Below are 25984 nucleotides of genomic sequence, written 5' to 3'. Positions count from 1 at the left end.
GTAAGGTAAGAACTTATTTTTCAAGGAGGACCTTACTCATGTCATCTCAATTAAAAAAAGCAGCGAAGGAGTCGCTCAGCGGTCGTTGGGGGTTTGCCATCCTCATGTTCGTACTGTTTTCTATCATCCAGAGCGTTCCGACGTTCATCGGACCTGATCCTAACGAAGACCTAAATGCGATGAGTGCGGTCAGTATCATTCTTTCGATTTTATTGATCCCAATCGCAGCGGGTTGGACGTGGGTCGCGATGTCGTTCGCACGCAATGAAGAAGTCAAAGTAGCTGATTTGTTCGAGCCGTATAAAATCTTCGGCAAAGTCATCGGCGTCTCGATTGTGCAAGCGGTCTTCTTATTCCTATGGACACTACTCTTGATCATCCCAGGGATCATCAAGTCGTTCTCTTACCTGTTGACGTTCTACATCCTTCGAGATGAACCATCGATCGGTATCCTCGAGGCCATCACGCGTTCACGCCAACTCATGGATGGTCATAAGATGGAAGCATTCTTACTCTTCCTATCATTCATTGGTTGGGCATTACTTGTGATTGTTACACTTGGTCTTGCTGTCTTATGGGTTGGACCATACTTCAGCGTTACAATGGCAAAATTCTATGATCGTGTTCGTGGTGAACAAGCACCAGAGCCAACATCAGATTTCGTCGCACCATATTAATCCGGAATCCCGACACGACGTCGGGATTTTTTATGCGCGAAATAATTCCGATTGGAAAAGACGGTTTAATGGTTGCTTTAGTTCAGTGAATTCTGTACGATGAATGCAACACATCTTATCTAGAGAAGTCGAGGGACTGGCCCGAAGACACTTCAGCAACCCCGCCGTGGCGGAAGGTGCTACTTCCAGGAAGGGATACCTTCCGAAGATAAGAGCGGACAGGATAAGATACCGTCGCTCTTTTCGAACTTCGAAAAGAGCGTTTTTTATGATAAGGGGGATGATGGAGTGGAGTATGGTTTTTGGTTACCGATTTTTGGGGGATGGTTACGTAACGTCGAGAATGAACAGATGCCACCGACCTTCGATTATGCAAAACAAGTCGCACAAACAGCAGAGCGGATCGGCTTCTCGACGACGTTGATTGCGGAATTGAATTTGAATGATATCAAAGGCATCAAGGAACCGAGTCTTGAAGCATGGACGACGGCAGCAGCGATTGCTGCAACGACAGAACGCTTAGAGATCATGACAGCGGTTCGTCCCGGGTTTCATAATCCAGCGACGACGGCGAAGATGGCGGCAAACATCGATCAGTTGAGTGGTGGACGCTTTACACTCAACGTCGTTTCGGCGTGGTGGGCAGAGGAAGCCAAACAATACAACGGTATCTTCACAGCACACGATGAACGCTATGCTCGGACGGAAGAGTTCGTCACGGTCATGAAGGGACTATGGGCAGATGCGTCACCGTATAGCTTCTCCGGTCATCACTACACGATCGAGCAAGCAGAACTCCATCCGAAGCCGGTCCAGCGTCCAGGCATCAAGCTCTACGCTGGTGGAGAGAGTGAAGCTGGAAAACGAACGATCGTCGAACACTGTGATGCTTATGTCATGCATGGGGGCACGGTCGAAGAAGTAGCTCATAAAATCAGCGATATGAAAGTACGCCGGGAAGCGACGGGACAAACGCCGCTCGAGAGCTTCGGTCTTGCGGCCTACATCATTTGTCGAGATACGGAAGAAGAAGCGCTTCTTGAGTGGCAACGCATTACAGACGTCAAGGAAGACAGCGCCGGTTATGCCGGTTATCAGGATTTCATCAGTAAATCGCAACTGGAGCAACAGGTCGAGCGGAACGATTATTCCGTCTCGAACCGTGGTCTACGACCGAACTTGATCGGAACACCAGAACAAATCGCTGAACGGATTCTAGCGTTCGAAGCCGTTGGTGTCACGTTACTTTTATTACAATTCTCACCACAACTCGAAGAAATGGAACGCTTTGCCCGTGACGTAATGCCACTGGTCGAAGCGAAACGAAAGGTAGGTCAACAATCATGACAAAAATTCATATTCTCCACGAAAATCAAGAATGGACGGACCATCTCATCAAACGTCTCGAAGAACTCGAATTACCATATGAACAGTGGCACTTGAATGAAGGAATCGTTCCGCTGGATGAACTGCCGCCAGAAGGCGTCTTTTACAGCCGGATGAGTGCCTCTTCGCATACGCGGGGGCATCGTTACGCGCCGGAGTTGACGGAAGGGGTTCTCGCTTGGTTAGAAGAGCATGACCGGACCGTCTTTAACGGAACACGTGCGCTTCGTCTTGAAGTCAGCAAAGTCAATCAATACACGGCGTTGCGGAAGGCTGGGATTCGTGTACCGAAGACGACGGCTGCCGTCGGACGCGATCAAATCGTACAAGCAGCAAAAGAAATCGGCGTTTCGTCATTCATCACGAAACACAACCGTGCCGGAAAAGGTCTCGGCGTCCAGCTGTTCCACTCGATTGAAGCACTTGAAGCTTATCTCGACGGTCCGACATTCGACGAACCAGTCGATGGCATCACGTTGATTCAAGAGTATATTCAAGCACCAGAACCGTACATCACACGTTGTGAGTTCGTAGGTGGAAAGTTCGTCTACGCGGTTCGAGTCGATACATCAGAAGGTTTTGAGCTTTGCCCAGCGGATGCATGCGTGATCGACGACTTGTTCTGCCCAGTCGGTGAAGAAGCACCGCAAACACCGATGAAGTTCCAAATCGTTGAAGGCTTCGATGACCCGATCATCCAAAAGTATGAAGCATTCCTCCAAGCGAACCAGATCGCGGTCGCAGGCATCGAGTTCATTAAGGATGCGTCAGGTACGATCTATACGTATGACGTCAATACGAATACGAACTATAATTCGGATGCCGAGGCAGCTGCAGGACGCTACGGTATGCTTGAACTAGCGAAGTTCCTCGGTGCAGCCCTTGAAACAAGCACAGTAAAATAAGAATCTGCTCCCGCCCTGTCACCGGACGTTACAAGACCGGATGACAGGGTATTTCTATAGAAAAAGGGGGCAGGTGTATGATTACGTGGAGAGAAGAACGACAGCTCGATATTCCGATTGAAGAAGCATGGCACTTGTTTGATCACACGCGACTGCAACGTTTGATTCCAAATGTCGTCCAGCACGAGGTGATTGAACGAAAACCGGGTGTCGTTGGTTCGACCTATCGCCAAACGTACATGCAGGGCAATCGACTCGAAACCTATATCGTGACCGATTTAGCCTATACGAACGAGCCGGACTTCAAGCAAAATACGATTGGATTCACATTGGCTAAAATATTCAAGATCGAGATGACCTTTACGCTCAAACCGATCGATCATGATCGCTGTCTGTTGATCTATACGGGAAAAAATGAGGGAGCGAACTTTGTTGGAAAGAGTCTGTTGTCGCTTGGAGGCGAGCGGGAGAATGAGAAAATCGTTCACGGTCTGTTGCAACGTGTGGAAGAAGAAGCGGCGAAACAAAAGAAGAACAACGCATGAAAAAACGGATTCCCGCGCTTGGGAATCCGTTTTTAGTATCTTATCGATGCGTATACGATTTATGACCGCTCGGTAAACCAGAGAGGTAACCGACACCACCTGTTTTTTGAATCCCGATGCCGTCTTTCATCGCTTGTTCGAGCGCTTTTGGATCGACCGCGGTGATTTGTTTGTCAGTCAATGACTCACCTGGGTGCTGGTAGTTGCTCAAGAGATAGCTATACCCACCAACATGATCGAGTGAACGGAGACCAGTTGCTTCCGCTCCGACTGGAACTGAAAGGATACGTGATAGTTTTTTCGTCTTCAGGTTGTAGGCCCAAACGAAGTTATTCGTGTGCAAGGAGCTATCTTCACCGATAAAGAGCGTATCAGATGTCGCGGAATAAGCGAGGTTATCTGGATTCGCGACGAGATCCGGATTCGCTGTGTTGCCGTAAGCATCCGGCTTCTTCAAATCTTCACCAATGACGAGTGCTTGCATATTCGTTGGTACGTAACGGCTGTCGATGCCTTTTGCACGACCAAGATCGATTTCGAATGTCGCACCTGATTCGCGTTTTTCAAGCTGGATGTCGTCTTGGACAGCACCTTCTTGTTTTTCGGTACTGCCTGACACATAAGACAAGGCGATGTAGGCTTTTTTGTCTTGCTCGTTGACCGTGATGCCTTCCATCTTGTTGAATTCTGATGTTGCGCCAAGCAACGCACCATAACGGCGTGATTCAAGGAAAGCTGCTTCTTTTTCCTTACCAGGCTTGAGCTTCAAGTATTCGACTTTTTTGCTAGCAGCTGTTTTGACTGCTTTAAAGCCAGGTGTTGGCGCATCGGCTGTCTCGAAGATATCGCTGAACTTCGTCCCTTTATCAATCAAGCGTTTGACTTCTTTATCGGAAGCATGACCAAGCTTGATCCATTCGAGATCACCAGCTCCGCCTTCCGTCGCGCGTGTTTGTTTGAACTTCGCCGCGTAAAGTGTTCCTTTTGAGAAATCACGCTTTTTATCCGCGACATACATGAACATCATCGTATTGTTTCCGTCGTCACCGAAGATCGCAGTCTTTTGATCCGGCAGAATCTGCATCATCTCGTGTGAGAAACGACCTGTGCTGTAGTGTTTAACTGCTGTCGCTTTCCCTTTTCGATCGACCGAGATTTCCGGTGTGAAGCCGTAGAAGTAAGGATTCGCTTTTTCGGTCGTTCCGAAATAGCGCTCAGCGAAGGCATTTACTTCTTTATAAGCAGCTGACGTTTTGTCTGACTCAAACGCACGAGCATCTGGTTCATATTCCTCTGACCCAAGGTGTGTTCCCCATGGCGTCGTTGAACCGTTACATGGTGTCCAGAGTCCATTGACGTTTTCAAAATCAATCTTGCTGGCTTTTTTGACAGCAAGCTTTCCAGTTTTCTTATCTTGCGTTACTTCTGTTAACGTCATCGATGCTGGAAGTCCCTTGACTTCATTACCAGCGTTATCAATTGAGTCATATTCGAAGTGAGACACCATGTATTTTTTTCCGTGCACTTCAAGCAGACTATTTGAGTCTGGTGCATCTGAGACGAAGGCTTCCGGTTTGTCCGGTACACTGCGGTCGATGATCGGATTACCTTTAGCATCGATTGGTGTACCTGCTGCAATCATCTCACCTTTGTTTTCGACGATTTTATCTTGCGACAGGAATAATTGATTATAGTTCAACGGCTTCACTTCTGATTTGCCGTTCGTATAGGTGACTTTGACTTTTGCTTCTGTATAAGTTTTTACCATCTGATCGATTTTCGTCGGTGCATCCATCGACAAGAATTCGACCTTCTTGATGTTGCGTGTTGTATGAGAAGAGCTATGGGCATCCGCGAACATCGGGACCATACTTGATGACAAGACCGCTGCTGATAGACCAACCATGAGTGTTCGTTTCATTTTCGTTTCCCCCAAATGAGTTTGTGTTGTTGCTACATTTCCATTTAATCAGTCGATTATGTAGAGGGTGTAAAGAAACCTGGTCAGTTATATCTCAGTTAGTTAATCTTTCCTTTACAGTAAGGTCAGCAAACGAGCAATCTGTGGATCATCGTGAAGCTCCCTTAATGGTCGGAAACGGACGGTTCGTAATTCTTGTTGGTCAAATGGCAGTTCGGGATCGATCCCGAGTCGAGGTGCAGGACTGCCTAAGGCACGTCGGACAAGAAAGCATGTCTCGGTTCCTTGATCAATTGAAATCTCATAGAGTTGCCGTTCAATCGTGATGCGAAGGTGTGTCTCCTCTAATACTTCCCGCATGACGGCTTGTTCTTTTGTTTCACCACTCTCGACACCTCCGCCCGGTAACGTCCAGAACGTCCGGGAAGGCGTGTGTAATTCGACCATTAGGATCTGTTGCTCTTCGATCAACGCAGCACATACCCGGTGTCGCATATCGCATTCCTCCTTAATGTATTCAAAAAAGAGACCGAAACGACAGTTCCGGTCTCCTCAAAATCATTGCGCGTATAACGCTGTTAATTGCTGTTGGATCGTATCATTGTTCAAGTACTCATCGTATGTCGTTTCTTTATCGACGATACCGTTCGGCGTTAACTCGATGATACGGTTCGCGATCGTTTCGACGAACTGATGGTCATGCGAGCTAAAGAGCATTGCGCCTTTGTAAGCGATCAAGCCATCGTTGAGTGCTGTGATCGATTCGAGATCTAAGTGGTTCGTTGGATCGTCGAGGACGAGAACGTTAGCGCCGCTGAGCATTGCTTTTGAAAGCATACAACGGACTTTTTCGCCCCCAGATAAGACAGAGGCTTTTTTCATGACTTCTTCTCCTGAGAAGAGCATCCGTCCGAGGAATCCACGGAGGAACGTATCGCTCTCATCTGCCGGCGAATACTGACGGAGCCAATCGAGGATCGTCTTATCCGAGCCTTCGAAGAATTCCGAGTTATCTTTTGGCAAGTACGACTGCGAAGTCGTGACGCCCCATTTGAACGTACCGCTATCCGGTTCCATCTCACCCATAAGAATTTTGAAGAGAGTCGTGATTGCGATATCGCTCTGGCTGATGAACGCGACTTTATCCGTCTTGTTCAACGAGAAGCGGACGTTATCAAGGACTTTGACGCCATCGATCGTCTTCGAGATACCGTCGACCATCAAGAGATCATTTCCGATTTCGCGTTCCGGTGTAAAACCGACGAACGGATAACGGCGTGACGATGGACGAATGTCGTCGAGTGTGATTTTATCAAGCAATTTCTTCCGCGACGTCGCTTGTTTCGCTTTTGAAGCGTTTGAGCTGAAACGCGCGATGAAGGCTTGAAGTTCTTTGATTTTCTCTTCTTTTTTCTTGTTTTGGTCACTTGCCATACGCGAAGCAAGCTGACTTGACTCGTACCAGAAATCGTAGTTTCCGATATACAATTGAATCTTACCGTAATCGAGATCCGCCATATGCGTACAGACGTTGTTCAAGAAGTGACGATCGTGGGAAATGACGATGACCGTGTTCTCGAATCCGATTAAGAATTCTTCGAGCCATTTGACGGCTTTCAAATCAAGTCCGTTCGTCGGCTCATCGAGTAAGAGAATGTCTGGTTTGCCGAACAACGCTTGTGCAAGCAAGACTTTGACCTTTTCCGATCCTGTCAGCTCAGCCATCGTTTTCGAGTGAAGGTCTTCCTTGATACCGAGTCCTTGAAGAAGCATTGCGGCTTCCGACTCTGCTTCCCAACCGTTCATCTCAGCGAATTCACCTTCGAGTTCAGCAGCGCGCATACCGTCTTCGTCCGAGAAATCTTCTTTCATATAGATCGCATCTTTTTCTTTCATGACTTCATAGAGACGTTTGTGTCCCATCATGACCGTTTCGATGACTTGGAATTCTTCGTATTCGTAATGGTTCTGACGGAGAACGCCTAAACGTTCGCCTGGTGTGATGATGACATCGCCTTGTTGTGCTTCGATGTCACCAGCGAGAATTTTCAAGAATGTCGATTTACCGGCGCCGTTTGCACCGATTAAACCGTAACAGTTACCTGGTGTGAACTTGATGTTGACGTCTTCGAATAATTTGCGGTCTGCAAAGCGAAGACCGACGTTTTGTACTGTAATCATATAGAGATGAACCCTCGTTTCTAGTAAGTGATGTGCTCATTCGAGTGTACCACAAATCGTGATCTGTCGTAGAGCAGGCAAAGTTCCCTCCATATTAGGACAGAAATTAAAAATAAGCAACCGGACATTTAAAAAAATGAAACATTTTCCAGATAGATACGTAGAAGAAAGTAAGGAATTCGTTAGAGGAGGGGTTGGATGGCCATCTTTTTCACATTATTGTTTTTCGCCCTCATCGTTTTGCTTGGCATGGAACTCTACCGCTATATCCAAGAAAAGATCGATAAAGGAGATTCAGAATGAGAGAAATCAAACCAAAGAAAAAAATTCGCCCATCGATGATCATCGCTGGTGTGCTCGTATTAGCATTACTTGCAACAACGCCGTTCATCGTTGAACAAATCGAACCTGGACAAGTTGGTGTCGTCTATACACCGTCAAGCGGTGTCAAAGATGAGACGTTATCGCAAGGTTGGCATGTCGTTTCACCGATTACACGGGTGACGGAGTATCCGATTCGGACACAGACAAAAGCGCTTGAGAACATGACGCTTGCGACCAAGGATGGAAAGAACATCGTCGTTGACTTTACATACAGCTTCTCCGTCTCACCGGATAAGGTGACGAAAGTCTTCAACAAGTTCGGACCGATTGAAATTGATGAGATTGCAAAAGGTTATCTGAAACAACGTCTCTACGATGCATCGCGTGAGCAAATCTCGAAAGTCACCGTCCTTGAACTGTTCGGTGAAAAGTCAGGGAATGTCTCGACGAGCATTCAGACGCAGTTTGCAGAAGACGTCAAGGATATCGGTTTCATCATCGAAGATGTCGCACTCGGTGCGCCGAAACCAGATGAAAAGACACAGGAAGCAATCGATGCGCGTGTAAAAGCGTCGCAGGAACTCGATAAAAAGAAAACGGATCTTGAAATCGCTAAAGCAGAAGCAGAGCGTCTTCGCGTAGAAGCGAAAGGAGCAGCAGATGCCCGTTTGATTGAAGCCCAAGGTTTAGCAAAAGCTCAAAAAGAACTACAGAAGACATTGACAGAAGAAATGATTCAATACGAAGCTGTCAAGAAATGGGACGGGAAGTCACCACTCGTTAGTGGGTCGGGTAGCATGGTTCAATTACCGATTCCGGATGCTACAACAGAAGACAAGAATTAAAACTCGATGTGCTTGGAGACAAGCACATTTTTTTATTTCATCATAATAAAATGACTGTACTAATTCTCTTATGGTATTAAATTTTAATATATCAATAAAAAATGATACATTTTATATCTTTTAAATCCCAAATTAATGGTTTAATTACCTTTTTTATAAGGAAAAAGGTGTAAAGAAAAGTTATTTAGATTAACTAGGTCAATGAATTGTTCCAATTGAAGGAGGAATTTTATTGTATCGAAATCGATCACCGAATCTTTTTATCATCTTAATGATCTTACTGGCAACAAGCTTTCCGATTCCGCACAGTCATGCGACGACTGAGGAATTCGAAATTCCAGACCCTTTGACGTCATCGTTTTGTGAAGAGACGTTGAATGATCCAAAGAAAAAGGACTTGTTGGAAAAAGAGGAAATCGAACAATGCGAAGAGCTCGTAGAAGTAGAGAAGACGCCATCAACCGAGAGTGAGGTCCTACCAACACCAGAGACACCTCAAACCGAGAGCAAAGACCCACCAACACCAGAGACACCTCCAACCGAGAGTGAAGACCCACCAACACCAGAGACACCTCCAACCGAGAGCGAAGATCCACTAACACCAGAGACACCTCCAACTGAGAGCGAAGCCCCACCAGCACCTGAGACACCCCCAACTGAGAGCGAAGCCCCACCAGCACCTGAGACACCCCCAACTGAGAGCGAAGCCCCATCAACACCCGAGACACTTCCAACTGGAAGCGAAGACCCATCAATACCTGAGACACCTCCAACTGAGAATGAAGATCCCTCAACATCTGAGACAGCTCCAGATGAAGCGGACAATGAAGTTCCGGAACAACTTGAATCTGAAGAATCATCGAGCGAAATTACAGCACCTGTCTTAAAGCCGATTGAACCAAGACAAGAGAAACAACAAGCTGTTGCTCCGACTCTTGCTGGAGTAGCACTGCTCGGAAGATCAAGTTTAGATGCAGCTTATAATGCGACGACTCAAACGATCACATTAGAAAATACCGTTTCTGGATTACTAAATTTAAACTTATCAAGCGGTTATATCATTTTTCGATTGCCGAAAGAAGTCATGCAAAGCATTGAAACTGATTCGGTCAAGCTCCAGTATCGTTACGGTGGGTTACTTGGAATTGGTTCAACAAGAGATGTTCCAGCATCGTTTGACAGCACAAATAACCAACTTTACGCAGATGTCAGTGCCTTATTAAAACTATCGTTATTGAGTAGCGATCGTTTTACTCTATCGTTTAAAGTCGGAAATTTACCAGTGGGAGTCGATAAGACTTATACATTCCGTAGTGAGCTAGCCGATGGATTAATCGACTTGAATCTTTTAAGTAATGGAAGTGCTACGGCTACACTTGGAATTGGTCCAACATTTAATTTAACCGTTCCATCGACACTTGACTTCGGTAGTCATGAGTTGACAGGAGGAGAGAAAATCATTCCGCGATTGTCGCCAATGACGATTGGGATTTCTCATGAAAATGCGACGGATTACCTCTGGAAATTACAGGCTCGCTTGAGTCGACCATTAACCAGTACAAAAAACGATATCTTAACGGATGTGCTCTACTTCAAGACGTCTACTACGAAACAACTCTTACAAGATACAGCGATCGAAGTTGCCGCAGGGAAGATGGGAGCAACATCTAGTCCGATTTCGCTGACGTATGCTCCGGACGAAGGTATTGTGCTCGATTTAACTGGAAAGTATCCAAAACCTTTATCGTATAGCGCAGATATTCAATGGAGTCTAATCAATGCACCATGAAAAGGGGAGAATAGAGATGAAAAAACGTTTCGCTGCTTCGACGGTATTGATGAGTACTGCTTTGGTTTTAGGGTCGACAACCGCATGGGCGGCGTCTTCGACAGCAACTATTGAATTCACATCGAACGGAGCACCAGTTGTCGTAGATCCGGATGTATTGATTCCAGATTCGGAAAATCCATATCTTCCGCCTGGCGATAATGAACCTACGTACGAAACAGGATCACTTACACTAGATTTTGTATCTAATTTTGATTTTGGAGCAAACGAATTAGTATTTGATAAGGAAGAATTTAAAGCGACGAATCAAAAGCCCTTTCTACAAGTAACGGATCGAAGAGATATTCTAAGTAAATGGGACGTTAAGGTAAAGCTCGGAAAATTTGCAGATAAAAACGGAAATGAATCATTAACAGGTTCAATTTTAACTATTAATCCGGGAGTAGTTCAAACGTTGAAAAGCGTTGGAGATTATTCAATACCAACAACTAAAGGTATTGTGTTGAAGCCTGGTGGTGACGAAGAAACGATTTTAACAGCAGAAAAAGGAACATTTTCAACATGGCAAGTTTACTGGAAAGGGAATGGTGAGACAAATGACTTTATCAAGATCGACATACCAGTGAACGAACAAACTAAAGGCAAGCACATAGCAACGATGGAATGGACACTCTCGGACGTCGTGAATTGATTGGAAAGCAGGTGAGATAGAGATGAAACGATGGGGAATCGGTTGTCTTGCTATACTAATCTATGGATTGCTAATCTGGATTACGCCTTCCACTAGCTTCGCAGAAGATCGTGTCAATTTTTCGATTGAAGCTGTTCCAAATGCCTACCAAGTGGATTCAGGCGTCTCGTACTTTGATCTACGCATGACGGCGAAACAAAAGACGAATCTTCAAGTTCGAATTTTCAATCACGGACCGGAGGATCATACGTTTTTGACATCAATCCGGAATGCAACGACGAACGATAATGGTTTGATCGTTTACGATCAAAAGAAACCGGTCCCGTTAGCTCCGACGTCGTTGACGGACCTCATCGAACCAAATACGAAATCAACGTTCATTAAAGGCGGCGAATCGAAAGTCGTTTCTTTACCACTTGAGCTTGTGAACGATTTAGACGGTACCTTGTTGGCCGGGGTCCGGGTTGAAAAGAAACCTGAAAAAGAAACCTCAAAAAAAAATACGATCGGGATTCAAAATCGCCATGTATATGTCATTGGATTGAAAGTCCGATCTTCGATTAAAGACCTGGCGCCCGAGATTACGTACGAAGGGGTAGAGGCAAAATCGTCTTTTTCTAGACCGACTGTCTTTGTTAAGCTAGCCAATCAGGTACCGACGATCAGTCAGCCCATGAAGTTCGAAGCCGTCGTCACGCAAGACAAAAAAGTCGTCGTTCGGAAAGCGACGGAAGTTCGATTTGCTCCGTCGATTTATATGAGAACACCGATTGAAACGACGGGAATCTTAGAACCAGGTACGTATCAAATTAATATCCGTGTTGAAGGAAAAGAAAAGACGTGGAAGTGGAAAGACAGCTTTAAAATCACGAAGCGCCAAGCAGACCAGATGAAAGAACAGATGCCTGAGCAAGAAATCGAGGAAAATTCCAACTCCTTCGTCGGTGAATGGTCGAAGGAACTCATGATTGCCTCGACGTTGATTATCTTTTTGCTGATTGGTTACATCTATCGTTTGAAAAAACAACAACGCCAGACATGAAAAAAAGCAGATTCTCAGCGCTGAGAATCTGCTTTTTGATTAGCGAGAAGCTTGTTCAAATCCTTGAGCGATGGCAATGATCACTTGTGTTGCTTTGACCATATTATCGACCGAAATGAATTCAAACTTGCCATGGTAGTTCTCGCCACCGGTAAAGATGTTCGGTGTTGGAAGACCCATGTATGAAAGTTGTGATCCATCCGTTCCACCACGAATCGGTTTAATGATCGGTGTGATGTCAAGCGACTCCATCGCTGCATGAGCGATATCAATGATGTGCATATGGGGTTCGATTTTTTCGCGCATGTTGTAGTACTGATCGTGTAAATCGATTTCGACACTGCCGGCGCCATACTTTTTGTTCCACTCATCGACAAGGGCAGATAAGAAGTGTTTCCGTCCTTCGAACGCCTCACGATCAAAATCACGAATGATATAGTCGAGCGTCGTTTTTTCGACAGAACCATCAAACGAAATCAAGTGGAAGAAGCCTTCGAAACCATCCGTGAATTCAGGAGACTCTTCTCCAGGGAGACGATCGTGGAATGCCATCGCATGTTTCTGCGAATTGACCATCTTATCTTTTGCTGTTCCCGGATGGACATTTGTTCCGTGGAAGACGATTTTGGCTGCAGCCGCATTAAAGCTTTCGTATTCGAGTTCACCCAGCGGACCGCCGTCGACCGTGTAGGCATACGTTGCATCGAATGCTTCGACATTGAAATGATGTGGTCCACGACCGATTTCTTCGTCTGGCGTAAAGGCAACACGAATGCGACCATGCTTGATTTCTGGATGTGAAATCAGATGATGCATGGCTGTCATGATTTCTGAGATTCCGGCTTTATTATCGGCACCGAGTAATGTCGTACCATCCGTTGTCATTAAGGTATGACCAACATAGTTGTGTAGTGCCGGAAAATCAGTTGGCGACAGGATGACGGACGGTACTTCACTTAACGTGATCGGATTTCCGTCATACGCTTCCACGAGTTGCGGACGAACATTCGTACCTGTAAAGTCCGTTGCTGTATCCAGGTGAGCAAGAAAACCAATTGTCGGAATGTCTGCATCTGTATTAGCGGGTAACGTCGCCATGACATAACCATTGTCATCGACCGTGACCTCTTCCATGCCAATGGTCTTTAATTCTTCTACGAGCAAACGAGCTAGTGTCCATTGCCCTTCAGTTGTTGGAACCGTCGTACTCTCATAGTTCGACTGTGTATCGACTTTCACGTATGTAGTTAGACGATCAATCAATTCTTGTTTCAAATCAAAAACGTCCCTTCTCGTCATAAGATACCTTCATCATAGCATGAACGACTAATGTGAGAGAATTCTGAATCATGATAGACTAATAATGGAAAAGGGGGAATTTTTCATGAGAGCATTCGTAGTCGATCAGTATGGAAAAGACGCATCACTTACAGAAAAAGACGTCACACCTGAAAAAGCGGGGAAACACGAATTACGGGTTCAAATCGAGGGGTCGAGCATCAATCCACTTGATACGAAGATGTTCTTCGGACATGTGGCGGCGGCTTCGACGACTGGAATTCTCCAGGGGGATGTAACGGGGAAAGTCATTGGGATTGGGGATAGTGTGACGTCTTTTTCTATCGGCGATCGCATCGTCGCATTCGGCGGTGGACTCGGAACACGTGCCGGTGCGCTAGCGGAAGAAATGCTTGTGCCTGAACAGATGGCAGTTTTACGACCGGAAGGGGTCTCGGCTGAGGTTGCTGGTTGTTTACCGGTGATTGGGTTGACCGCGATGGAAATATTAAAAGAGCGAATCGCGATTACTCCAGGCATCCGTGTATATGTAGCAGGTGGAACGGGTGGAGTAGGACATCTTACCGTTCAACTCGCACGTCATTATGGATGCGACGTCACAGCGAGCGCCTCTTCTGACGAGAAGGCAGCTTGGCTAGAAGCGAAAGGGATTCGCGTTCATCGGTATAAGGAAGAATCAGCTGAAGCGTTATTAAACCGACTGGATCTGGACGGATTCGACGTCATCATTGATACAGTGGGTGGTGACCATTTACAAGAATCGTTCATACTCGCAAAAGAGCGGGGACGCATCATTTCGATCGCGACACGGACGACACAAGATTTAACGATGATGCATAGTAAAGCCTTGTCCCTTGAAGCTGTGTTCGTCGCGCTTCCGTTACTGAAAGGAAAAGTAGAGGAGATGAAACAACAGCAACGTCACTTATCAGAACTCGTTCATTTAGTGGAAGAGGATGTCATCGAGATTCGGATTGAAGAGCAGATTCCGTATGAACGCGATGCGTTAAACGACCTCTATCAACGATTTGATCAAACATCACACTTTGGTAAGGTAAGTGTATATCCAACCCCTAAAAAATGATTCTCCATTCATTTTACATTTCCTGTTAAAAATATAAAAAATCCGCTACTGAAAAATTCGGTAGCGGATTTTTTAGATAACAGATCATTTACGGCGAACAAGAATGCTTTTTGGAGCGAGTTGTGGCATGGAAGGAGGAGTCGGGAAATCTTTCTGCTCCGGTTGCTCCCACACGACTTCGAATTTTTGACGCAACTTGTTGAATGCCTGCTCGACAGCTTTTTTCAATTGTGAGGCATCAAGAGCAGGACTATCTGTCGTAATCGCAAGCAGTCCTCCACGATTCGTCAGATGAATGACTTTTTGGATCCAAAGGGCGAGATCCTGTTCCGTCCGAAACTGACGCGTCCGTGTATTGACTTGTACGGGCGGATGGAATAAGACGACGTCAAAACGAGTCTTCTTATCCGCTTGTTCGATGTAGTCGAACGCATCCTGAACTATAATCTTCTGTTTTTCGGGAGTAAAACTGTTCAACATCAGATTATCTTTTGTCTTATTTCGACTGCGTGTCGAGAAATCAACGCTTGTCGTTCGGGCAGCTTCACCATAAAGGGCAGCTACCGTTAACGTTCCTGTATCGGAAAAGAGGTTAAGTACGGTCTTTCGTTCGACGGAATCGAGAAGGATTCGGCGTAGTTCACGTTGGGCAATGTCAAAACCAGTCCGCATGCCAGCATCCAAGTCATACTCATACAACACACCATATTCTTGTGCGACTTCAGGAAAATCGCCTCGTTCCCCCTTCAAGAAGTCGTCGCCTTTGACCGGTTGAAGATCGACGAGGAAATCTCGTTTTTCATAAATGCTTCTATAATTCAGTAGTGATTCAAGAGCCTCAAGAATCAGTGGACGGAATGTATAGATGCCTTCATTTTCGAATGTAATGAGGTAATGATGATCATAACAGTCGATCGTCAAACCACCAATACCATCCCCAGCACCGTTAAAGATACGGAAGGCTTCTGAATACTCTTCAAAAAATTCATTTCGTTTGTCTAACGCTTTCTCAAAAAGTTGTTTGAAGAAGGCGACATCAATCGCTTCTTGCTCGTCCATTGAGAGAGTCCAACCGACACCTTTTTCCTGCTTGCCAAAATAACCGGTCGCGAGGTATTCTTTATGTTCTGTCATCAGATGAAGCAGTCCGCCTGCCTCTTTGACATGGTGCAAAGCTTCGAACATTTCCTTGCGTAACGCGGGATACCCGCTTTGAATCGATTCAATCCATTCTGGTTTGACGACAACTGGATAAAGTTCACGGGGCATGTTAGTTTCCTCATTTCTACTTGTGGATAAGTGCCATAAGTATACCATAAATGGGGTTATCCACATGTGGATAACTGGATATAAATAAAACCGCTATCCTTTGTAAAGTCAAAGGAATAACGGTTTTTGTTATGATAAGCAGAGAACTGAAAAATCTATAATGATTTGGAGTGAAACATAAAAATGAAAAAACATGTTCAAGTCGTTGGGGCTGTCATTCGCAATGATCATAATGAAATATTGTGTGCACTTCGTAGTAGCCAAATGTCATTGCCTAACTTATGGGAGTTTCCTGGGGGAAAAATTGAGCTACATGAAACGCCTTCACAGTCTTTAGTTCGCGAGATCAATGAAGAATTAAAATGTAACATTAAGGTCAAACAACCAATTGAAAAAACGACGTACGAGTACGATGCTATTATTGTTACACTGCATACGTTTGAAGCTGAAATCGTAACAGGAGAACCGATTGCCGTAGAACATGCAGAGCTTCGCTGGGTATCTGTTTCAGATCTTGATCAGCTTGAATGGGCTCCTGCCGATATTCCTGCAGTTGAGTACATTAAGAAAGAGTTTGCCACTCTTTAAACAGTTCAATTGATAGTGGAGAATGAAGTGACCAAGTCACACTAATCGGTTTAGAACCTGTACTTTGAAGATGCTTTAACTGGCCAAAGTATGTGAACGGTAGCGTTTTTCCTTGTTCTTTATCTGCTTTACGCATAAATAAATGAATACGAATTCCTTCGCTCTCATGGTTTTGATATAAAGTACCGGCTTTACCTGTAGCAGTTGCATTACTTTGAGACTGCCAGTGGAAACGATATTGATCTAAGAAATAATCGTTATATTTTAGTTGCTCATCAATGGCTTCATCTTTGTGTAAATTCACGAATAAAATGTAATCGTCACCAGCTTGAGCTACGCCTTCACGCCAAGAACCTTCCTGACTTGGTGAACATAGGAGACGTTGGATAACAGAACGATTGTATGTTTGATGTAATAGAAACGCCTGATCTTCGATCAACCAATTAATTCGATCTGGTAGTTGGTGAAATGCAAGTAGACCTGCTTGGATAAAATGTATCATATATGAACGTAATTCAGTTGATTGTTGAAGTGCTTGAACGACTGTATTTGAAAAGCGATAGCGTTCTTCTGGTACAGCATCTAGCAATTGAATACGATCATTTTTAAACGCAGTAGACCAGCGTTTAAAAAGATGATGAATAATTGGTCGCTTTGAAAAAGAGTGATTCGGTGATAAGGCGAATTCTTTGAAAACTACTTGTTCAATATCTTGTACTGAAGCAGAAGGATGATGCAGTAAATGTTTTAAAATCAGTAAGCTAAAGGGCTCACGAATTGGAAATAGTCCTTCGAGCTGTTCAACAATTTTGCGTGTAGTATCATCGAGCAATAAACGTAGTTCTTCATCGGTAGCATGTTTTTCAAGTTGTTTAAGACGTAATGTACTTCTCCATTGCTGAACAATACTTTCAACAGCTGGCGCCTCTTTATGTGTAACTAAATCATTTAAACTCGGAGGATTTCCGATCATGCGTGTCAGCCTTTGATAACTTTCACGGAGCTGTTTGCTAGCTGAAAACTCTATTTTTTTCATTTGTTCAATAATAAATCTTTCTGTAATTGAATCTAGAATGGCTAAAGAACCTTCCGGTAAAATTGGAAAATGCTGTTTTACAGCAGTAGCAATTTTATAACGATCAATAGAATGAAACGATTGTTGACCAGACAACACAAGTGGTGCAACAAAAGCCTTTTGACTATTTCCGATAAAATCTAAAATCGTAACAAATTCTTTTGAGCTATGTTTACGTAAGCCTCTCCCCAATTGTTGAATAAAAATAGTAGGAGACTCCGTAGGACGTAAAAATAGCATGAGATTGACTTTTGGAATATCGACTCCTTCGTTAAACAAGTCAACTGTAAAAATATATTGTAGTGGATCTTGATCGTCCTCTAGTCGGCGAATGGCTTCTTCGCGTTCTTCTTCAGACTGTTTACTTGTAACAGCCATTGCTTCAATTTGATGTCGTTTAAATTCTTGCTCCATAAACTCTGCATGATTGATATTGACGCAGAATCCTAATCCAACAGCCTGATTACCACTGAATCCAAATTTACGAATCATTTCAACAATATAATCTGTTCGTGTTGAGCGTTCGAGTGCAACAACAAGATCTTGTTCTACATAAAAGCCGTTGTGTTGAGGAATAAGAGAATAATCAATCGATTCATCATCTTGAATACCAAAATAATGGAATGGTGAAAGTAAATCTTGTGCTAAGGCATCATACAGACGAACTTCGTAAGCGACATTATAGTCAACAAGCTGGAAGATATTTTGACCATCCATTCGTTCTGGTGTTGCCGTTACGCCAAGCAAAAATTTCGGCGTAAAATAGTTAAGAATGTTTTGGTAAGAAGCAGATGAAGCGTGATGGAATTCATCAATAATGATGTAGTCAAACGTATCCTGTAAAAATTGATTAAGATGAACCTCTTTTGAAAGTGTTTGAACGGTAGCGAAGGTAAATTGTGCATCTTGAATTTGTTGTGATCCTGAATATCTACCAAATGTATAACTTTCATTTGCAAAAACTTGCCTAAATGTATGCTCAGCTTGTGATAGTAGCTTTCCACGATGTGCAACAAATAATACTTTTTTAGCCTGAGCTTGACGGACATCAAATGCTGCTAAATACGTTTTCCCTGTTCCTGTTGCCGCAATGACCATTGCTTTTGTTTCTTTTCGCTCACGCAAACGATTCAGTTCTTCTAAAGCTGGAATCTGCATGAGGTTTGGTTCAATAACGGTGTAATCGACAGCGGGTTCGGCAACTGTATCGCGGATAGAAAATGATTTTATAGGTGGTGTTTCTTGTTGGTACTGTTCGTATTGAAGTAATAATTCTTCTGTACATATAGTCGCTTCGTGGCTGTTCCAAAGCTGTTCAAACAAGTTTTTCGCTTGAGTGACTAATGTTGTGACGGGTGTAGAAGGTATACGAATATTCCATTCCATGCCGTGCGTTAAAGCTGATTTTGATAAATTAGAAGATCCAACAATAGCACTATCCAACTGATCAGGACGGGAAAATAAATAGGCTTTCGGATGAAACGCATGATTTTTTTTAATCGGTTCATAAATTTTTACTTCGATATTGCTGAATTCCATCAACTGTCGGATAGCCTTCGCTTCTGTAATATTCATATAGAATGAAGTCAAAATACGAATTGGTTTGTTTTGAGCTTCTGCTTCTTTTAAAGCTGGGACAAGCGTTTGTATTCCAGAATGTCGTGTAAAACTTACCATCCAATCAGCAGCAGATGCTGTCCATAATTCTTGATTGATATGATGCAATAACTGTTCTTGTTCAAGTTGGCCAGGAGCAATGAGTTCCCAAGCACGCAAAGAATTTTTATATTGTATAGGTAAAGCATGAGTTGTGTTAGTAGTGAGTTCACGATGAAGCGGCGAGTCGATCGGAGGTTGATTTAAATGAAGAAGCCATTCATTGACCGTTTCAACCATTTGATCAGGTTTATCTTGTTTTTGTAAATGGTCTAAAGATTGATATAGTACTTGATTAAGGTGTGTAAGTAATTCTGTTGTGTAGTCATGTGCTGGTACAGAGACACTTGTTGTATCAGATTGTGAGTTAGTTTCAGTTGAAGAACGTAGTGTTTCATAATAAGACATGGTTATCCTCCGAATGATAGTAAATGGTATTTATAATGAGTAAATCATCAATAATATACCAATAAATAGATAAATAAAGTAAAAAAATCATCGTTTAACTAAAAAGTTAAACGATGATTTTTGTTTATTAATTTGAAATTCGCTCCACAATAGCCTCAAGCGATACTTTGACATTACCAGCCAATGCTCGCGTAATCATACACGAACCTTCCGCTTTTTCAGCAAGACGTTGCGCCTTCTCCAGATCACGATCCGACAGATCGGCTGGCAATAAAAGTTTTGGACGATGAATGATCGCGTCGTACGTGAAGACACCGTTCGTGACATCCACGATGCCTTCAGATTCCATCGTTAACGAGACTTTTGGAATGTGACTACGCTCAAGCATCGCGGCAAGCGTGATGATATAGCACGTAGCAGCTGCCCCAAGTAACATCTCATCTGGATTCGTACCAACCCCTGGACCATCCATGGCGTCCGGAATTGAGATTTTTGTTTTTAGTTCACCCGTCTCGATCTGACCAACATCATTGCGATTGCCCGGCCAGTCTGCGGTTAAATGAAAATGGTGCTTCATGATCAATCGCCTCCATGCCTCCATCATACGTAGTTCAGCATGATTTTTCGCCTATTCTGCTCATGTTCAATTAGAAGAGAACGATCAGCTAAAAATTTGGTCGATTTTTTCGATATCCTCTTGTGACAACTGAACATCTAACGTACGCAACGTATCCGTCACCTGATCTGGTCGTTTCGCACCAGGGATGATGGCATCGATACCGTCCTGTGCCAAATACCACGCGAGTACGACGTGTGCGACTTCCGCATCACGTGCTTTTGCGATCGGGCGCAGTTGATCGACTTTTGCGAGGTTTTCTTCGAAGACATCTTTTTGGAACAAAGGATCGTTTTTTCGTAAATCATCAAACGTCGTCTCTTTTGTATATTTCCCTGCCAATAATCCAGCAGCGAGTGGGAAATACGGGACGAACGACATACCGTTCTCAACGATATACGGGAGTAACTCTTTTTCCGCATCCCGTTTGAATAGGTTGTATTCCCCTTGGTAGACGTCGACATGTCCGTCTTTGTTCGCTTCTTTTAGTTGTTCGAGTGAGAAATTCGAAACACCGATTGCGCGAATCTTTCCTTCTTTTTTTAGTTCTGCGAGTGCTGCGACGGCTTCATCCTTTGGTGTCGATTCATCCGGAAAATGAATGTAATACAAATCAATATAGTCTGTCTGAAGACGTTTTAAACTCTCTTCGACCGATTGACGGAGAAAGTCTGGTGAATTGTTCATGACGACGTTTCCGTCAACGAACTGATGCGCACCTTTCGTCGCAAGGACGACATCTTCTCGAGCGACTGTGTCTTTCCAGACCTCACCGACGAGTTCTTCCGAACGTTCTGGTCCGTAGATGAAAGCTGTGTCGAGGAAATTGATTCCTTGCTTCAAAGCGACACGAACGAGATCGCGTCCGGCTTGCTCATCGAGATTCGGATACAAGTTGTGTCCACCGACAGCATTCGTACCGAGACCGATGGGGTGAACGAATAGGTTAGATTGACCGAGTTGAACATGTTTTGTCATGAAAATGACCTCCTTAAACGATATCGAGTGGTTCTTTTTTCGTTGGTGCTGGGAATGCTTGATCAAGTGCAGCGAGCTCTTCCTCTGTTAAATTCAGGAGCGCGGCGCGACCATTGGCTTCGACATGATGCGCCTGACCAGCCTTAGGAATCGCGATGACATCACCTTCACGCATCGCCCATGCGAGTAGAATCTGTGCCGGTTCAACGCCATGTGTCTCAGCGAGTTCCTCGACGGTCGGATGATTCAGAAGTTGATCACGTAATGAACCACCTTCTGCTAGTGGGCAATACGCCATCACTGGTATACCATGCTCACGCAGTAACGGTAATAGTTCATACTCGATTCCGCGTGATCCAAGATGATAGAGAACCTGATTGACAGCGCATTGATCACCACTTGGCAGTGCCAACAGTTCCTTCATGTCTGATACGTCAAAGTTCGATACACCCCAACGGCGAATCTTGCCTTCTTGTTTTAAAGCTTCCAGCCCTTCGACGGTTTCTTTGAGTGGAATATCACCACGCCAGTGAAGGAGGTATAAATCGAGATAATCGGTACCAAGACGTTCAAGTGTGTTGGAACAAGCCTGCTTCAATGCTTCTCCGCCAGCATGATGCGGATAGACTTTCGAGACAAGAAAGACTTCCTCTCGTCGATCTGCAATTGCGTCGCGAATCAATTCTTCAGAAGCGCCTTCCCCGTACATCTCTGCCGTATCGATGAGTTCCATTCCACTATCGAGACCGACACGGAGTGCTTCGATTTCTGCTTCGTGCTTCTCCGACTCTTCTCCCATCCGCCATGTGCCTTGTCCGAGTGCCCGAACATGCGTCTGATCAGGAAACGTCACCGTTTTTTGCTTTAATGCAGCAAGTATCAACGTCTTTTCTGTTGCGTTCATCGTTCTTCCTCCTTTAGTAGAGAGACAATAGTAGGGTTTACCACGCGAACTCCGAACAAAAACGTCTTCTTCAAGAGAAGGAGACGTCACCAATGCTCAAACAAGGGACCGTGATCACCGAATACAGGATCTTGAGTGGGACGCATCACCTGACGAATACGTTGAAGATTTTCCGGGCGTTCACTTGTTTGACCTGTCAGCGTGTCGTAATCTTGACCGTCCGGATAGGCACCGATTACTCGAAAGTGTCGACTTGTATCAAGTGCTTTATGTCCCGTACCGGCAGGAAGTAAAAGAACATCTCCGCTCGTCAAGGTGAAGGTCTTACCGAGCGGACCACCCAGCTGAACGGTTGCATGCCCTTCGAGAATACCGATCACTTCATGGGCGATACTATGATAATGATGAAAGTCAAAAATGCCATCCACCCAGCTGTTACGCCAGTCATGTGCATGGAAAGTCTGTTCGATGTGTGAAGGCTCTTCAAATGCGTGCCGATAAATCAACACCGGGAATGTCGGGTTGTTCGGAATGTGTCCGTCATCCTCAAAATAAAATACCTCAACGCGCATCTTCGTTGCTCCTTTCTCTGATGTGGCACAAAGTAATAATTACATCTGTAATTACCCGTAATTAAATATCATCAATCGTCCAAGCATCTTTATGGCGTAACGAATTCGGAGGTGCTAAGATGCTTAAGTTAACGAAATTACAAAGGAGGCTTTCCGATGATCGCCATCGAAGCAAAATTAGAAGTACAACCCGCAAAACGAGAAGAATTTTTAGAAGCAACTAAAACACTAGTGGCAGGATCACGTGCTGAAGCAGGTAACATCAGCTATGACTTGTTCCAAAGCACAGAAGACGAAAATGTCTTCATGATGATTGAAAAATGGGAAGACCAAGCTGCAATTGAAGCACACAACACGAGTGCCCATTTCGGACAATTCGTTGCGTTTGCTCAAACGGCTCTTGCTAAACCATTAGACGTTCAATCGTTCCAAGCATAATCATAAGAGATTGACGTAACACATAAGGAAGGTATTCTGGGTTCATGGCCTAGAATACCTTCCTTTTTTGTTTCATGCGACATGATCGATTAAAGCGTCTATTTAAGTTAGAAGTATTCCACTTTTCTTTTACAATCGTATGACATTTCATTGAAACTGTTAGTTTTTCCCTGATTAGGGCATTATTCTTATAATGACACAAAAAGGAGGCTTTTATCATGAATGAACGAACGAATGCAGCAGGGTCGAAGCGATCATTCTTCAAGATGCCTCATACATATGCCATCATCATGGCGATTCTCATCATCTCAGTCATCTTGACGTATACACTTCCAGCAGGGCAATTCGACCGTGAAAAACAAGACGGACAAACCGTCGTCATCGACGGTACATATCGCGCGGTAGAGTCTGCACCTGTCAATTTCTTTGGTTTATTTGAAGCAATCCCACAAGGCATGGAAGCGGGTGCTGCAATCATCTTCTATATCTTTCTTGTTGGTGGTGTCTTCGGCATCATTCGCCAAACCGGCGCCATTGAAGCAGGAATCAATCAATTGATTCGCCGATTCGGTCAAAAGGGGCACATCATGATTCCGATGACGATGTTCGTCTTTTCGATTGCCGGGGCGACGATCGGGATGGCAGAGGAGACAATCATCTTCGTGCCGATTGGGATCATGTTAGCGCGTGCCCTTGGATATGATGCGATGACAGGAGCCGCGATCGTCAGTCTAGGGGCGGCGGTTGGTTTTGCCGGCGGGATGTTGAATCCGTTTACGGTAGGTGTCGCTCAATCAATTGCGGAAGTACCGCTCTTTAGTGGTCTCGGATATCGAACGGCTGTGTATATCGTATTTTTAGCGGTGACGATTCTTTATGTCATGAACTACGCACGGAAAGTCAAACATGATCCGGCGCGCAGTCTTGTTTATGATCTCGAACAACGTCGTTCGGAAGAAGCAGCGACGACGATTTCACGCTTTTCGAAACGTCATGCCTTTGTTTTACTAGTTTTAATCGGAGGCATTACGCTCAATGTGATCGGAATCTTTGAGTGGGGCTGGTATTTGACGGAATTAACCGCATCCTTCTTGATCATCGGTATGATTGCGGGAATCGTTACGCTTGGTGTGAACGGTACGTTCGAGAGTTTGATTGACGGTGCGAAAGCCGTGACGTTCGGCGCATTGATTGTTGGATTTGCTCGTGCGATCGTCGTCATTCTCGAAGAAGGACGTGTTATCGATACGGTCATTTACGGCTTATCGAATGCCGTAGGACATTTACCGACGTTCTTTGCCGTCATCGGGATGTACGCCGTGCAATTGATTACGAACTTTTTTATTCCATCGGGGAGTGGACAAGCGGCGACGACGATGCCCATCATGGCGCCATTGTCCGATTTACTCGGGATCGAGCGTCAAGTGGCTGTCTTAGCATTCCAATATGGAGATGGACTGACGAACATGATTTTCCCGACGAGCGCACATTTGATGGCATTTCTCGCAATCGCAGGTATTCCGTATGAACAATGGTTACGCTTCGTCTGGAAACTCTTCGCGATTTGGATTGCCTTGGCATGTGCTGCCTTATTACTCGCTGTGACACTTGGTATTCAATGAAGTCGACCTTCCGGACATGTGTCTGGAAGGTTTTTCAGTTGCAGGAATCGGGAAGCGTTATCACGAACGGAATAGGTAATGACTAAAGGGGGAACTGAAGTGACATATTCAATCGTTGGGTATTGTGAAAAAGAACAAGCATGGGGCGTTGCCGTTCAGTCGAAGTTTTTAGCGGTCGGGAGTGCTGTTCCGTTTGCGAAGGCAGGAGTGGGTGCGGTAGCGACACAGTCGTTTGCAAACACGACGTATGGTCCTGAAGGATTGCGGATGATCGAACAAGGCGCTTCAGCGGACGAAGTGCTACGTCGATTGACGGAAGCAGATGAAGGACGAGCGGATCGCCAGGTCGGGATTATCGATGCGAATGGCAAGAGTGCGACATTCACGGGAGAGGGATGTAACGACTGGGCAGGCGGTATTGCCGGGAAACACTTTGCAGCGCAAGGGAATATTCTTGTAGACGGTAATACGGTGAAAGAGATGGCACGTGTCTTTGAATCAACGCAAGGTCCGCTTGCAGAACGTTTGTTGCGTGCGTTAGCAGCTGGTCAAGCAGCAGGCGGGGACTCACGCGGAATGCAGTCAGCGGCACTTCTCGTCGTCAAGGAGGGTGGCGGATACGGTGGATTCAACGACCGCTATATTGATTTACGCGTTGACGATCACCCGAGTCCGATTGAAGAGCTCGAACGCATCTATCAACTGCATACACTGTATCTGCAACCGAGTAAGCCGGAAGAAATCAAGCCGATCGATGATGCCTTAGAGTCAGAGTTGATGGATAAATTATTAGCGCTTGGCTATCGCGGTGATTTCGAAGACGCGTTCCGGACATATCTGCATACAGAAAACTTCGAGATGCGCGAACAAGCGGATCGTGCGATTGATACACGTGTCCTCGCATATATCCGGTCACAATGAAAACGACGAGTTTAACTCAAAAAAGAATGATTCGTCTTTTCACGCCCTTTCCTCAGGCGAAACACAAGCCAGTTTTCCTGCTTCATTCAAGCAGGAAAGCGGGTCTTGTTTGTCTCTGACAGCGCAAAAATGCGCTTTTTCCTGTAGGAGTGGCGTGTAACGAGTCATTCTTCTTTTTACGAGATAAGGGTGGCAGATTATGAATCTGCCACCCTTATCTTTGTATAGACTGACTTATGAGTCGGCCC

23 protein-coding genes and 1 riboswitch are annotated in these 25984 nt (G+C 44.8%); of the genes, 13 read left to right on the top strand and 10 right to left on the bottom strand.

Annotated elements, in window-relative coordinates:
• The first annotated feature begins 38 nt into the window (after positions 1-38).
• The 4 genes from ITJ88_RS14035 (at position 39) to ITJ88_RS14020 (ending at position 3513) form a co-directional block, all read left to right on the top strand.
• Positions 39-677, top strand: coding sequence for a DUF975 family protein (locus ITJ88_RS14035; protein WP_195866046.1), 639 nt, complete (start codon positions 39-41; stop codon positions 675-677).
• A 112-nt stretch (positions 678-789) separates the two neighbouring features.
• A riboswitch (SAM riboswitch) is annotated at positions 790-892 on the top strand.
• A 73-nt stretch (positions 893-965) separates the two neighbouring features.
• Positions 966-2024, top strand: coding sequence for an LLM class flavin-dependent oxidoreductase (locus ITJ88_RS14030; RefSeq protein ID WP_195866045.1), 1059 nt, complete (start codon positions 966-968; stop codon positions 2022-2024).
• Complete coding sequence (locus ITJ88_RS14025; RefSeq protein WP_050678782.1) at positions 2021-2968, top strand: ATP-grasp domain-containing protein; 948 nt, start codon at positions 2021-2023, stop codon at positions 2966-2968. The genes ITJ88_RS14030 and ITJ88_RS14025 overlap by 4 nt, the downstream gene beginning before the upstream one ends.
• A gap of 77 nt (positions 2969-3045) precedes the next feature.
• On the top strand, positions 3046-3513 hold the full coding sequence (locus ITJ88_RS14020) for an SRPBCC family protein (protein ID WP_023469781.1): 468 nt from the start codon (positions 3046-3048) through the stop codon (positions 3511-3513).
• 40 nt (positions 3514-3553) lie between these two features.
• Here ITJ88_RS14020 and ITJ88_RS14015 read toward each other — a convergent pair whose 3' ends face one another.
• From ITJ88_RS14015 to ITJ88_RS14005, 3 genes are all read right to left on the bottom strand, one after another.
• The gene (locus tag ITJ88_RS14015) at positions 3554-5434 is read right to left on the bottom strand and encodes a PhoX family protein (RefSeq protein WP_195866044.1); all 1881 of its coding nucleotides are present in this window, start codon (positions 5432-5434) and stop codon (positions 3554-3556) included.
• Between the two features lie 114 nt (positions 5435-5548).
• Positions 5549-5929 (bottom strand): NUDIX domain-containing protein, encoded by a 381-nt coding sequence (locus ITJ88_RS14010; protein ID WP_195866043.1) that lies wholly within the window; start codon positions 5927-5929, stop codon positions 5549-5551.
• Positions 5930-5992: 63 nt separating this feature from the next.
• Positions 5993-7615 (bottom strand): ABC-F family ATP-binding cassette domain-containing protein, encoded by a 1623-nt coding sequence (locus tag ITJ88_RS14005; protein WP_023469778.1) that lies wholly within the window; start codon positions 7613-7615, stop codon positions 5993-5995.
• Between the two features lie 299 nt (positions 7616-7914).
• Between ITJ88_RS14005 and ITJ88_RS14000 the strand changes: the two genes are divergently transcribed.
• The 4 genes from ITJ88_RS14000 to ITJ88_RS13985 all read left to right on the top strand — a co-directional run bounded on the left by ITJ88_RS14000 (position 7915) and on the right by ITJ88_RS13985 (position 12306).
• Entirely contained in the window at positions 7915-8784 is an 870-nt protein-coding gene (locus ITJ88_RS14000; protein ID WP_195866042.1) for a prohibitin family protein, read from the top strand.
• Between the two features lie 232 nt (positions 8785-9016).
• Positions 9017-10573 (top strand): hypothetical protein, encoded by a 1557-nt coding sequence (locus ITJ88_RS13995; protein WP_195866041.1) that lies wholly within the window; start codon positions 9017-9019, stop codon positions 10571-10573.
• 16 nt (positions 10574-10589) lie between these two features.
• Positions 10590-11264 (top strand): WxL domain-containing protein, encoded by a 675-nt coding sequence (locus ITJ88_RS13990; protein WP_195866040.1) that lies wholly within the window; start codon positions 10590-10592, stop codon positions 11262-11264.
• A gap of 22 nt (positions 11265-11286) precedes the next feature.
• Positions 11287-12306 carry a WxLIP family cell surface protein gene (locus ITJ88_RS13985; protein ID WP_195866039.1) on the top strand — a complete coding sequence of 340 codons (1020 nt, stop codon included), beginning with the start codon at positions 11287-11289 and terminating at the stop codon, positions 12304-12306.
• 39 nt (positions 12307-12345) lie between these two features.
• Here the strand turns inward: ITJ88_RS13985 and pepT are convergent, their stop codons facing one another.
• On the bottom strand, positions 12346-13581 hold the full coding sequence (pepT, locus tag ITJ88_RS13980) for a peptidase T (RefSeq protein ID WP_195866038.1): 1236 nt from the start codon (positions 13579-13581) through the stop codon (positions 12346-12348).
• Between the two features lie 109 nt (positions 13582-13690).
• On the opposite strand from pepT, the gene ITJ88_RS13975 reads away from it, so the two are divergent.
• Positions 13691-14689 (top strand): zinc-binding dehydrogenase, encoded by a 999-nt coding sequence (locus tag ITJ88_RS13975; RefSeq protein ID WP_195866037.1) that lies wholly within the window; start codon positions 13691-13693, stop codon positions 14687-14689.
• An 84-nt stretch (positions 14690-14773) separates the two neighbouring features.
• On the opposite strand, the gene ITJ88_RS13970 is transcribed toward ITJ88_RS13975, so the two are convergent.
• Positions 14774-15958: a class I SAM-dependent rRNA methyltransferase gene (locus tag ITJ88_RS13970; protein ID WP_195866036.1), complete on the bottom strand. Its 1185-nt coding sequence runs from the start codon at positions 15956-15958 to the stop codon at positions 14774-14776.
• Between the two features lie 183 nt (positions 15959-16141).
• Here ITJ88_RS13970 and mutT point away from each other — a divergent pair, with 183 nt between their 5' ends.
• Complete coding sequence (mutT, locus tag ITJ88_RS13965; RefSeq protein ID WP_064300723.1) at positions 16142-16546, top strand: 8-oxo-dGTP diphosphatase MutT; 405 nt, start codon at positions 16142-16144, stop codon at positions 16544-16546.
• On the opposite strand, the gene ITJ88_RS13960 is transcribed toward mutT, so the two are convergent.
• The 5 genes from ITJ88_RS13960 to ITJ88_RS13940 form a co-directional block, all read right to left on the bottom strand.
• Positions 16521-19685: a DEAD/DEAH box helicase gene (locus ITJ88_RS13960; protein WP_195866035.1), complete on the bottom strand. Its 3165-nt coding sequence runs from the start codon at positions 19683-19685 to the stop codon at positions 16521-16523. The genes mutT and ITJ88_RS13960 overlap by 26 nt on opposite strands.
• Before the next feature lie 127 nt (positions 19686-19812).
• Positions 19813-20265 carry an OsmC family protein gene (locus ITJ88_RS13955; protein ID WP_195866105.1) on the bottom strand — a complete coding sequence of 151 codons (453 nt, stop codon included), beginning with the start codon at positions 20263-20265 and terminating at the stop codon, positions 19813-19815.
• An 81-nt stretch (positions 20266-20346) separates the two neighbouring features.
• Entirely contained in the window at positions 20347-21279 is a 933-nt protein-coding gene (locus tag ITJ88_RS13950) for an aldo/keto reductase (RefSeq protein WP_195866034.1), read from the bottom strand.
• Between the two features lie 13 nt (positions 21280-21292).
• Positions 21293-22183: an aldo/keto reductase gene (locus ITJ88_RS13945; protein WP_195866033.1), complete on the bottom strand. Its 891-nt coding sequence runs from the start codon at positions 22181-22183 to the stop codon at positions 21293-21295.
• A gap of 86 nt (positions 22184-22269) precedes the next feature.
• A complete protein-coding gene (locus ITJ88_RS13940) occupies positions 22270-22755 on the bottom strand; it encodes a cupin domain-containing protein (protein WP_195866032.1) in 486 nt (161 codons plus the stop codon).
• A gap of 156 nt (positions 22756-22911) precedes the next feature.
• On the opposite strand from ITJ88_RS13940, the gene ITJ88_RS13935 reads away from it, so the two are divergent.
• The 3 genes from ITJ88_RS13935 (at position 22912) to ITJ88_RS13925 (ending at position 25736) form a co-directional block, all read left to right on the top strand.
• Complete coding sequence (locus ITJ88_RS13935) at positions 22912-23193, top strand: putative quinol monooxygenase (RefSeq protein ID WP_029342949.1); 282 nt, start codon at positions 22912-22914, stop codon at positions 23191-23193.
• A gap of 218 nt (positions 23194-23411) precedes the next feature.
• Positions 23412-24815, top strand: a complete 1404-nt coding sequence (locus ITJ88_RS13930; RefSeq protein ID WP_195866031.1) for a YfcC family protein — start codon at positions 23412-23414, stop codon at positions 24813-24815.
• A gap of 99 nt (positions 24816-24914) precedes the next feature.
• Positions 24915-25736 carry a DUF1028 domain-containing protein gene (locus tag ITJ88_RS13925; RefSeq protein ID WP_087681676.1) on the top strand — a complete coding sequence of 274 codons (822 nt, stop codon included), beginning with the start codon at positions 24915-24917 and terminating at the stop codon, positions 25734-25736.
• Positions 25737-25984: the final 248 nt, after the last annotated feature.

Source organism: Exiguobacterium abrahamii (assembly GCF_015645365.1).
In the GTDB taxonomy this organism is placed as follows: Bacteria; Bacillota; Bacilli; order Exiguobacteriales; family Exiguobacteriaceae; genus Exiguobacterium_A; species Exiguobacterium_A abrahamii.
The sequence above is the reverse complement of the archived record's forward strand: the minus strand, read 5'-3'. Positions and strand labels throughout refer to the sequence as shown.

Excerpts from the sequence above, each read along its gene's own strand:
- ITJ88_RS14035 (WP_195866046.1), top strand. The coding sequence starts at position 39 with ATGTCATCTCAATTAAAAAAAGCAGCGAAGGAGTCGCTCAGCGGTCGT.
- ITJ88_RS14025 (WP_050678782.1), top strand. The coding sequence starts at position 2,021 with ATGACAAAAATTCATATTCTCCACGAAAATCAAGAATGGACGGACCAT.
- ITJ88_RS14020 (WP_023469781.1), top strand. The coding sequence starts at position 3,046 with ATGATTACGTGGAGAGAAGAACGACAGCTCGATATTCCGATTGAAGAA.
- ITJ88_RS14015 (WP_195866044.1), bottom strand. The coding sequence starts at position 5,434 with ATGAAACGAACACTCATGGTTGGTCTATCAGCAGCGGTCTTGTCATCA.
- ITJ88_RS14010 (WP_195866043.1), bottom strand. The coding sequence starts at position 5,929 with ATGCGACACCGGGTATGTGCTGCGTTGATCGAAGAGCAACAGATCCTA.
- ITJ88_RS14005 (WP_023469778.1), bottom strand. The coding sequence starts at position 7,615 with ATGATTACAGTACAAAACGTCGGTCTTCGCTTTGCAGACCGCAAATTA.
- ITJ88_RS14000 (WP_195866042.1), top strand. The coding sequence starts at position 7,915 with ATGAGAGAAATCAAACCAAAGAAAAAAATTCGCCCATCGATGATCATC.
- ITJ88_RS13990 (WP_195866040.1), top strand. The coding sequence starts at position 10,590 with ATGAAAAAACGTTTCGCTGCTTCGACGGTATTGATGAGTACTGCTTTG.
- ITJ88_RS13985 (WP_195866039.1), top strand. The coding sequence starts at position 11,287 with ATGAAACGATGGGGAATCGGTTGTCTTGCTATACTAATCTATGGATTG.
- ITJ88_RS13975 (WP_195866037.1), top strand. The coding sequence starts at position 13,691 with ATGAGAGCATTCGTAGTCGATCAGTATGGAAAAGACGCATCACTTACA.
- ITJ88_RS13970 (WP_195866036.1), bottom strand. The coding sequence starts at position 15,958 with ATGCCCCGTGAACTTTATCCAGTTGTCGTCAAACCAGAATGGATTGAA.
- mutT (WP_064300723.1), top strand. The coding sequence starts at position 16,142 with ATGAAAAAACATGTTCAAGTCGTTGGGGCTGTCATTCGCAATGATCAT.
- ITJ88_RS13960 (WP_195866035.1), bottom strand. The coding sequence starts at position 19,685 with ATGTCTTATTATGAAACACTACGTTCTTCAACTGAAACTAACTCACAA.
- ITJ88_RS13950 (WP_195866034.1), bottom strand. The coding sequence starts at position 21,279 with ATGACAAAACATGTTCAACTCGGTCAATCTAACCTATTCGTTCACCCC.
- ITJ88_RS13945 (WP_195866033.1), bottom strand. The coding sequence starts at position 22,183 with ATGAACGCAACAGAAAAGACGTTGATACTTGCTGCATTAAAGCAAAAA.
- ITJ88_RS13940 (WP_195866032.1), bottom strand. The coding sequence starts at position 22,755 with ATGCGCGTTGAGGTATTTTATTTTGAGGATGACGGACACATTCCGAAC.
- ITJ88_RS13935 (WP_029342949.1), top strand. The coding sequence starts at position 22,912 with ATGATCGCCATCGAAGCAAAATTAGAAGTACAACCCGCAAAACGAGAA.
- ITJ88_RS13930 (WP_195866031.1), top strand. The coding sequence starts at position 23,412 with ATGAATGAACGAACGAATGCAGCAGGGTCGAAGCGATCATTCTTCAAG.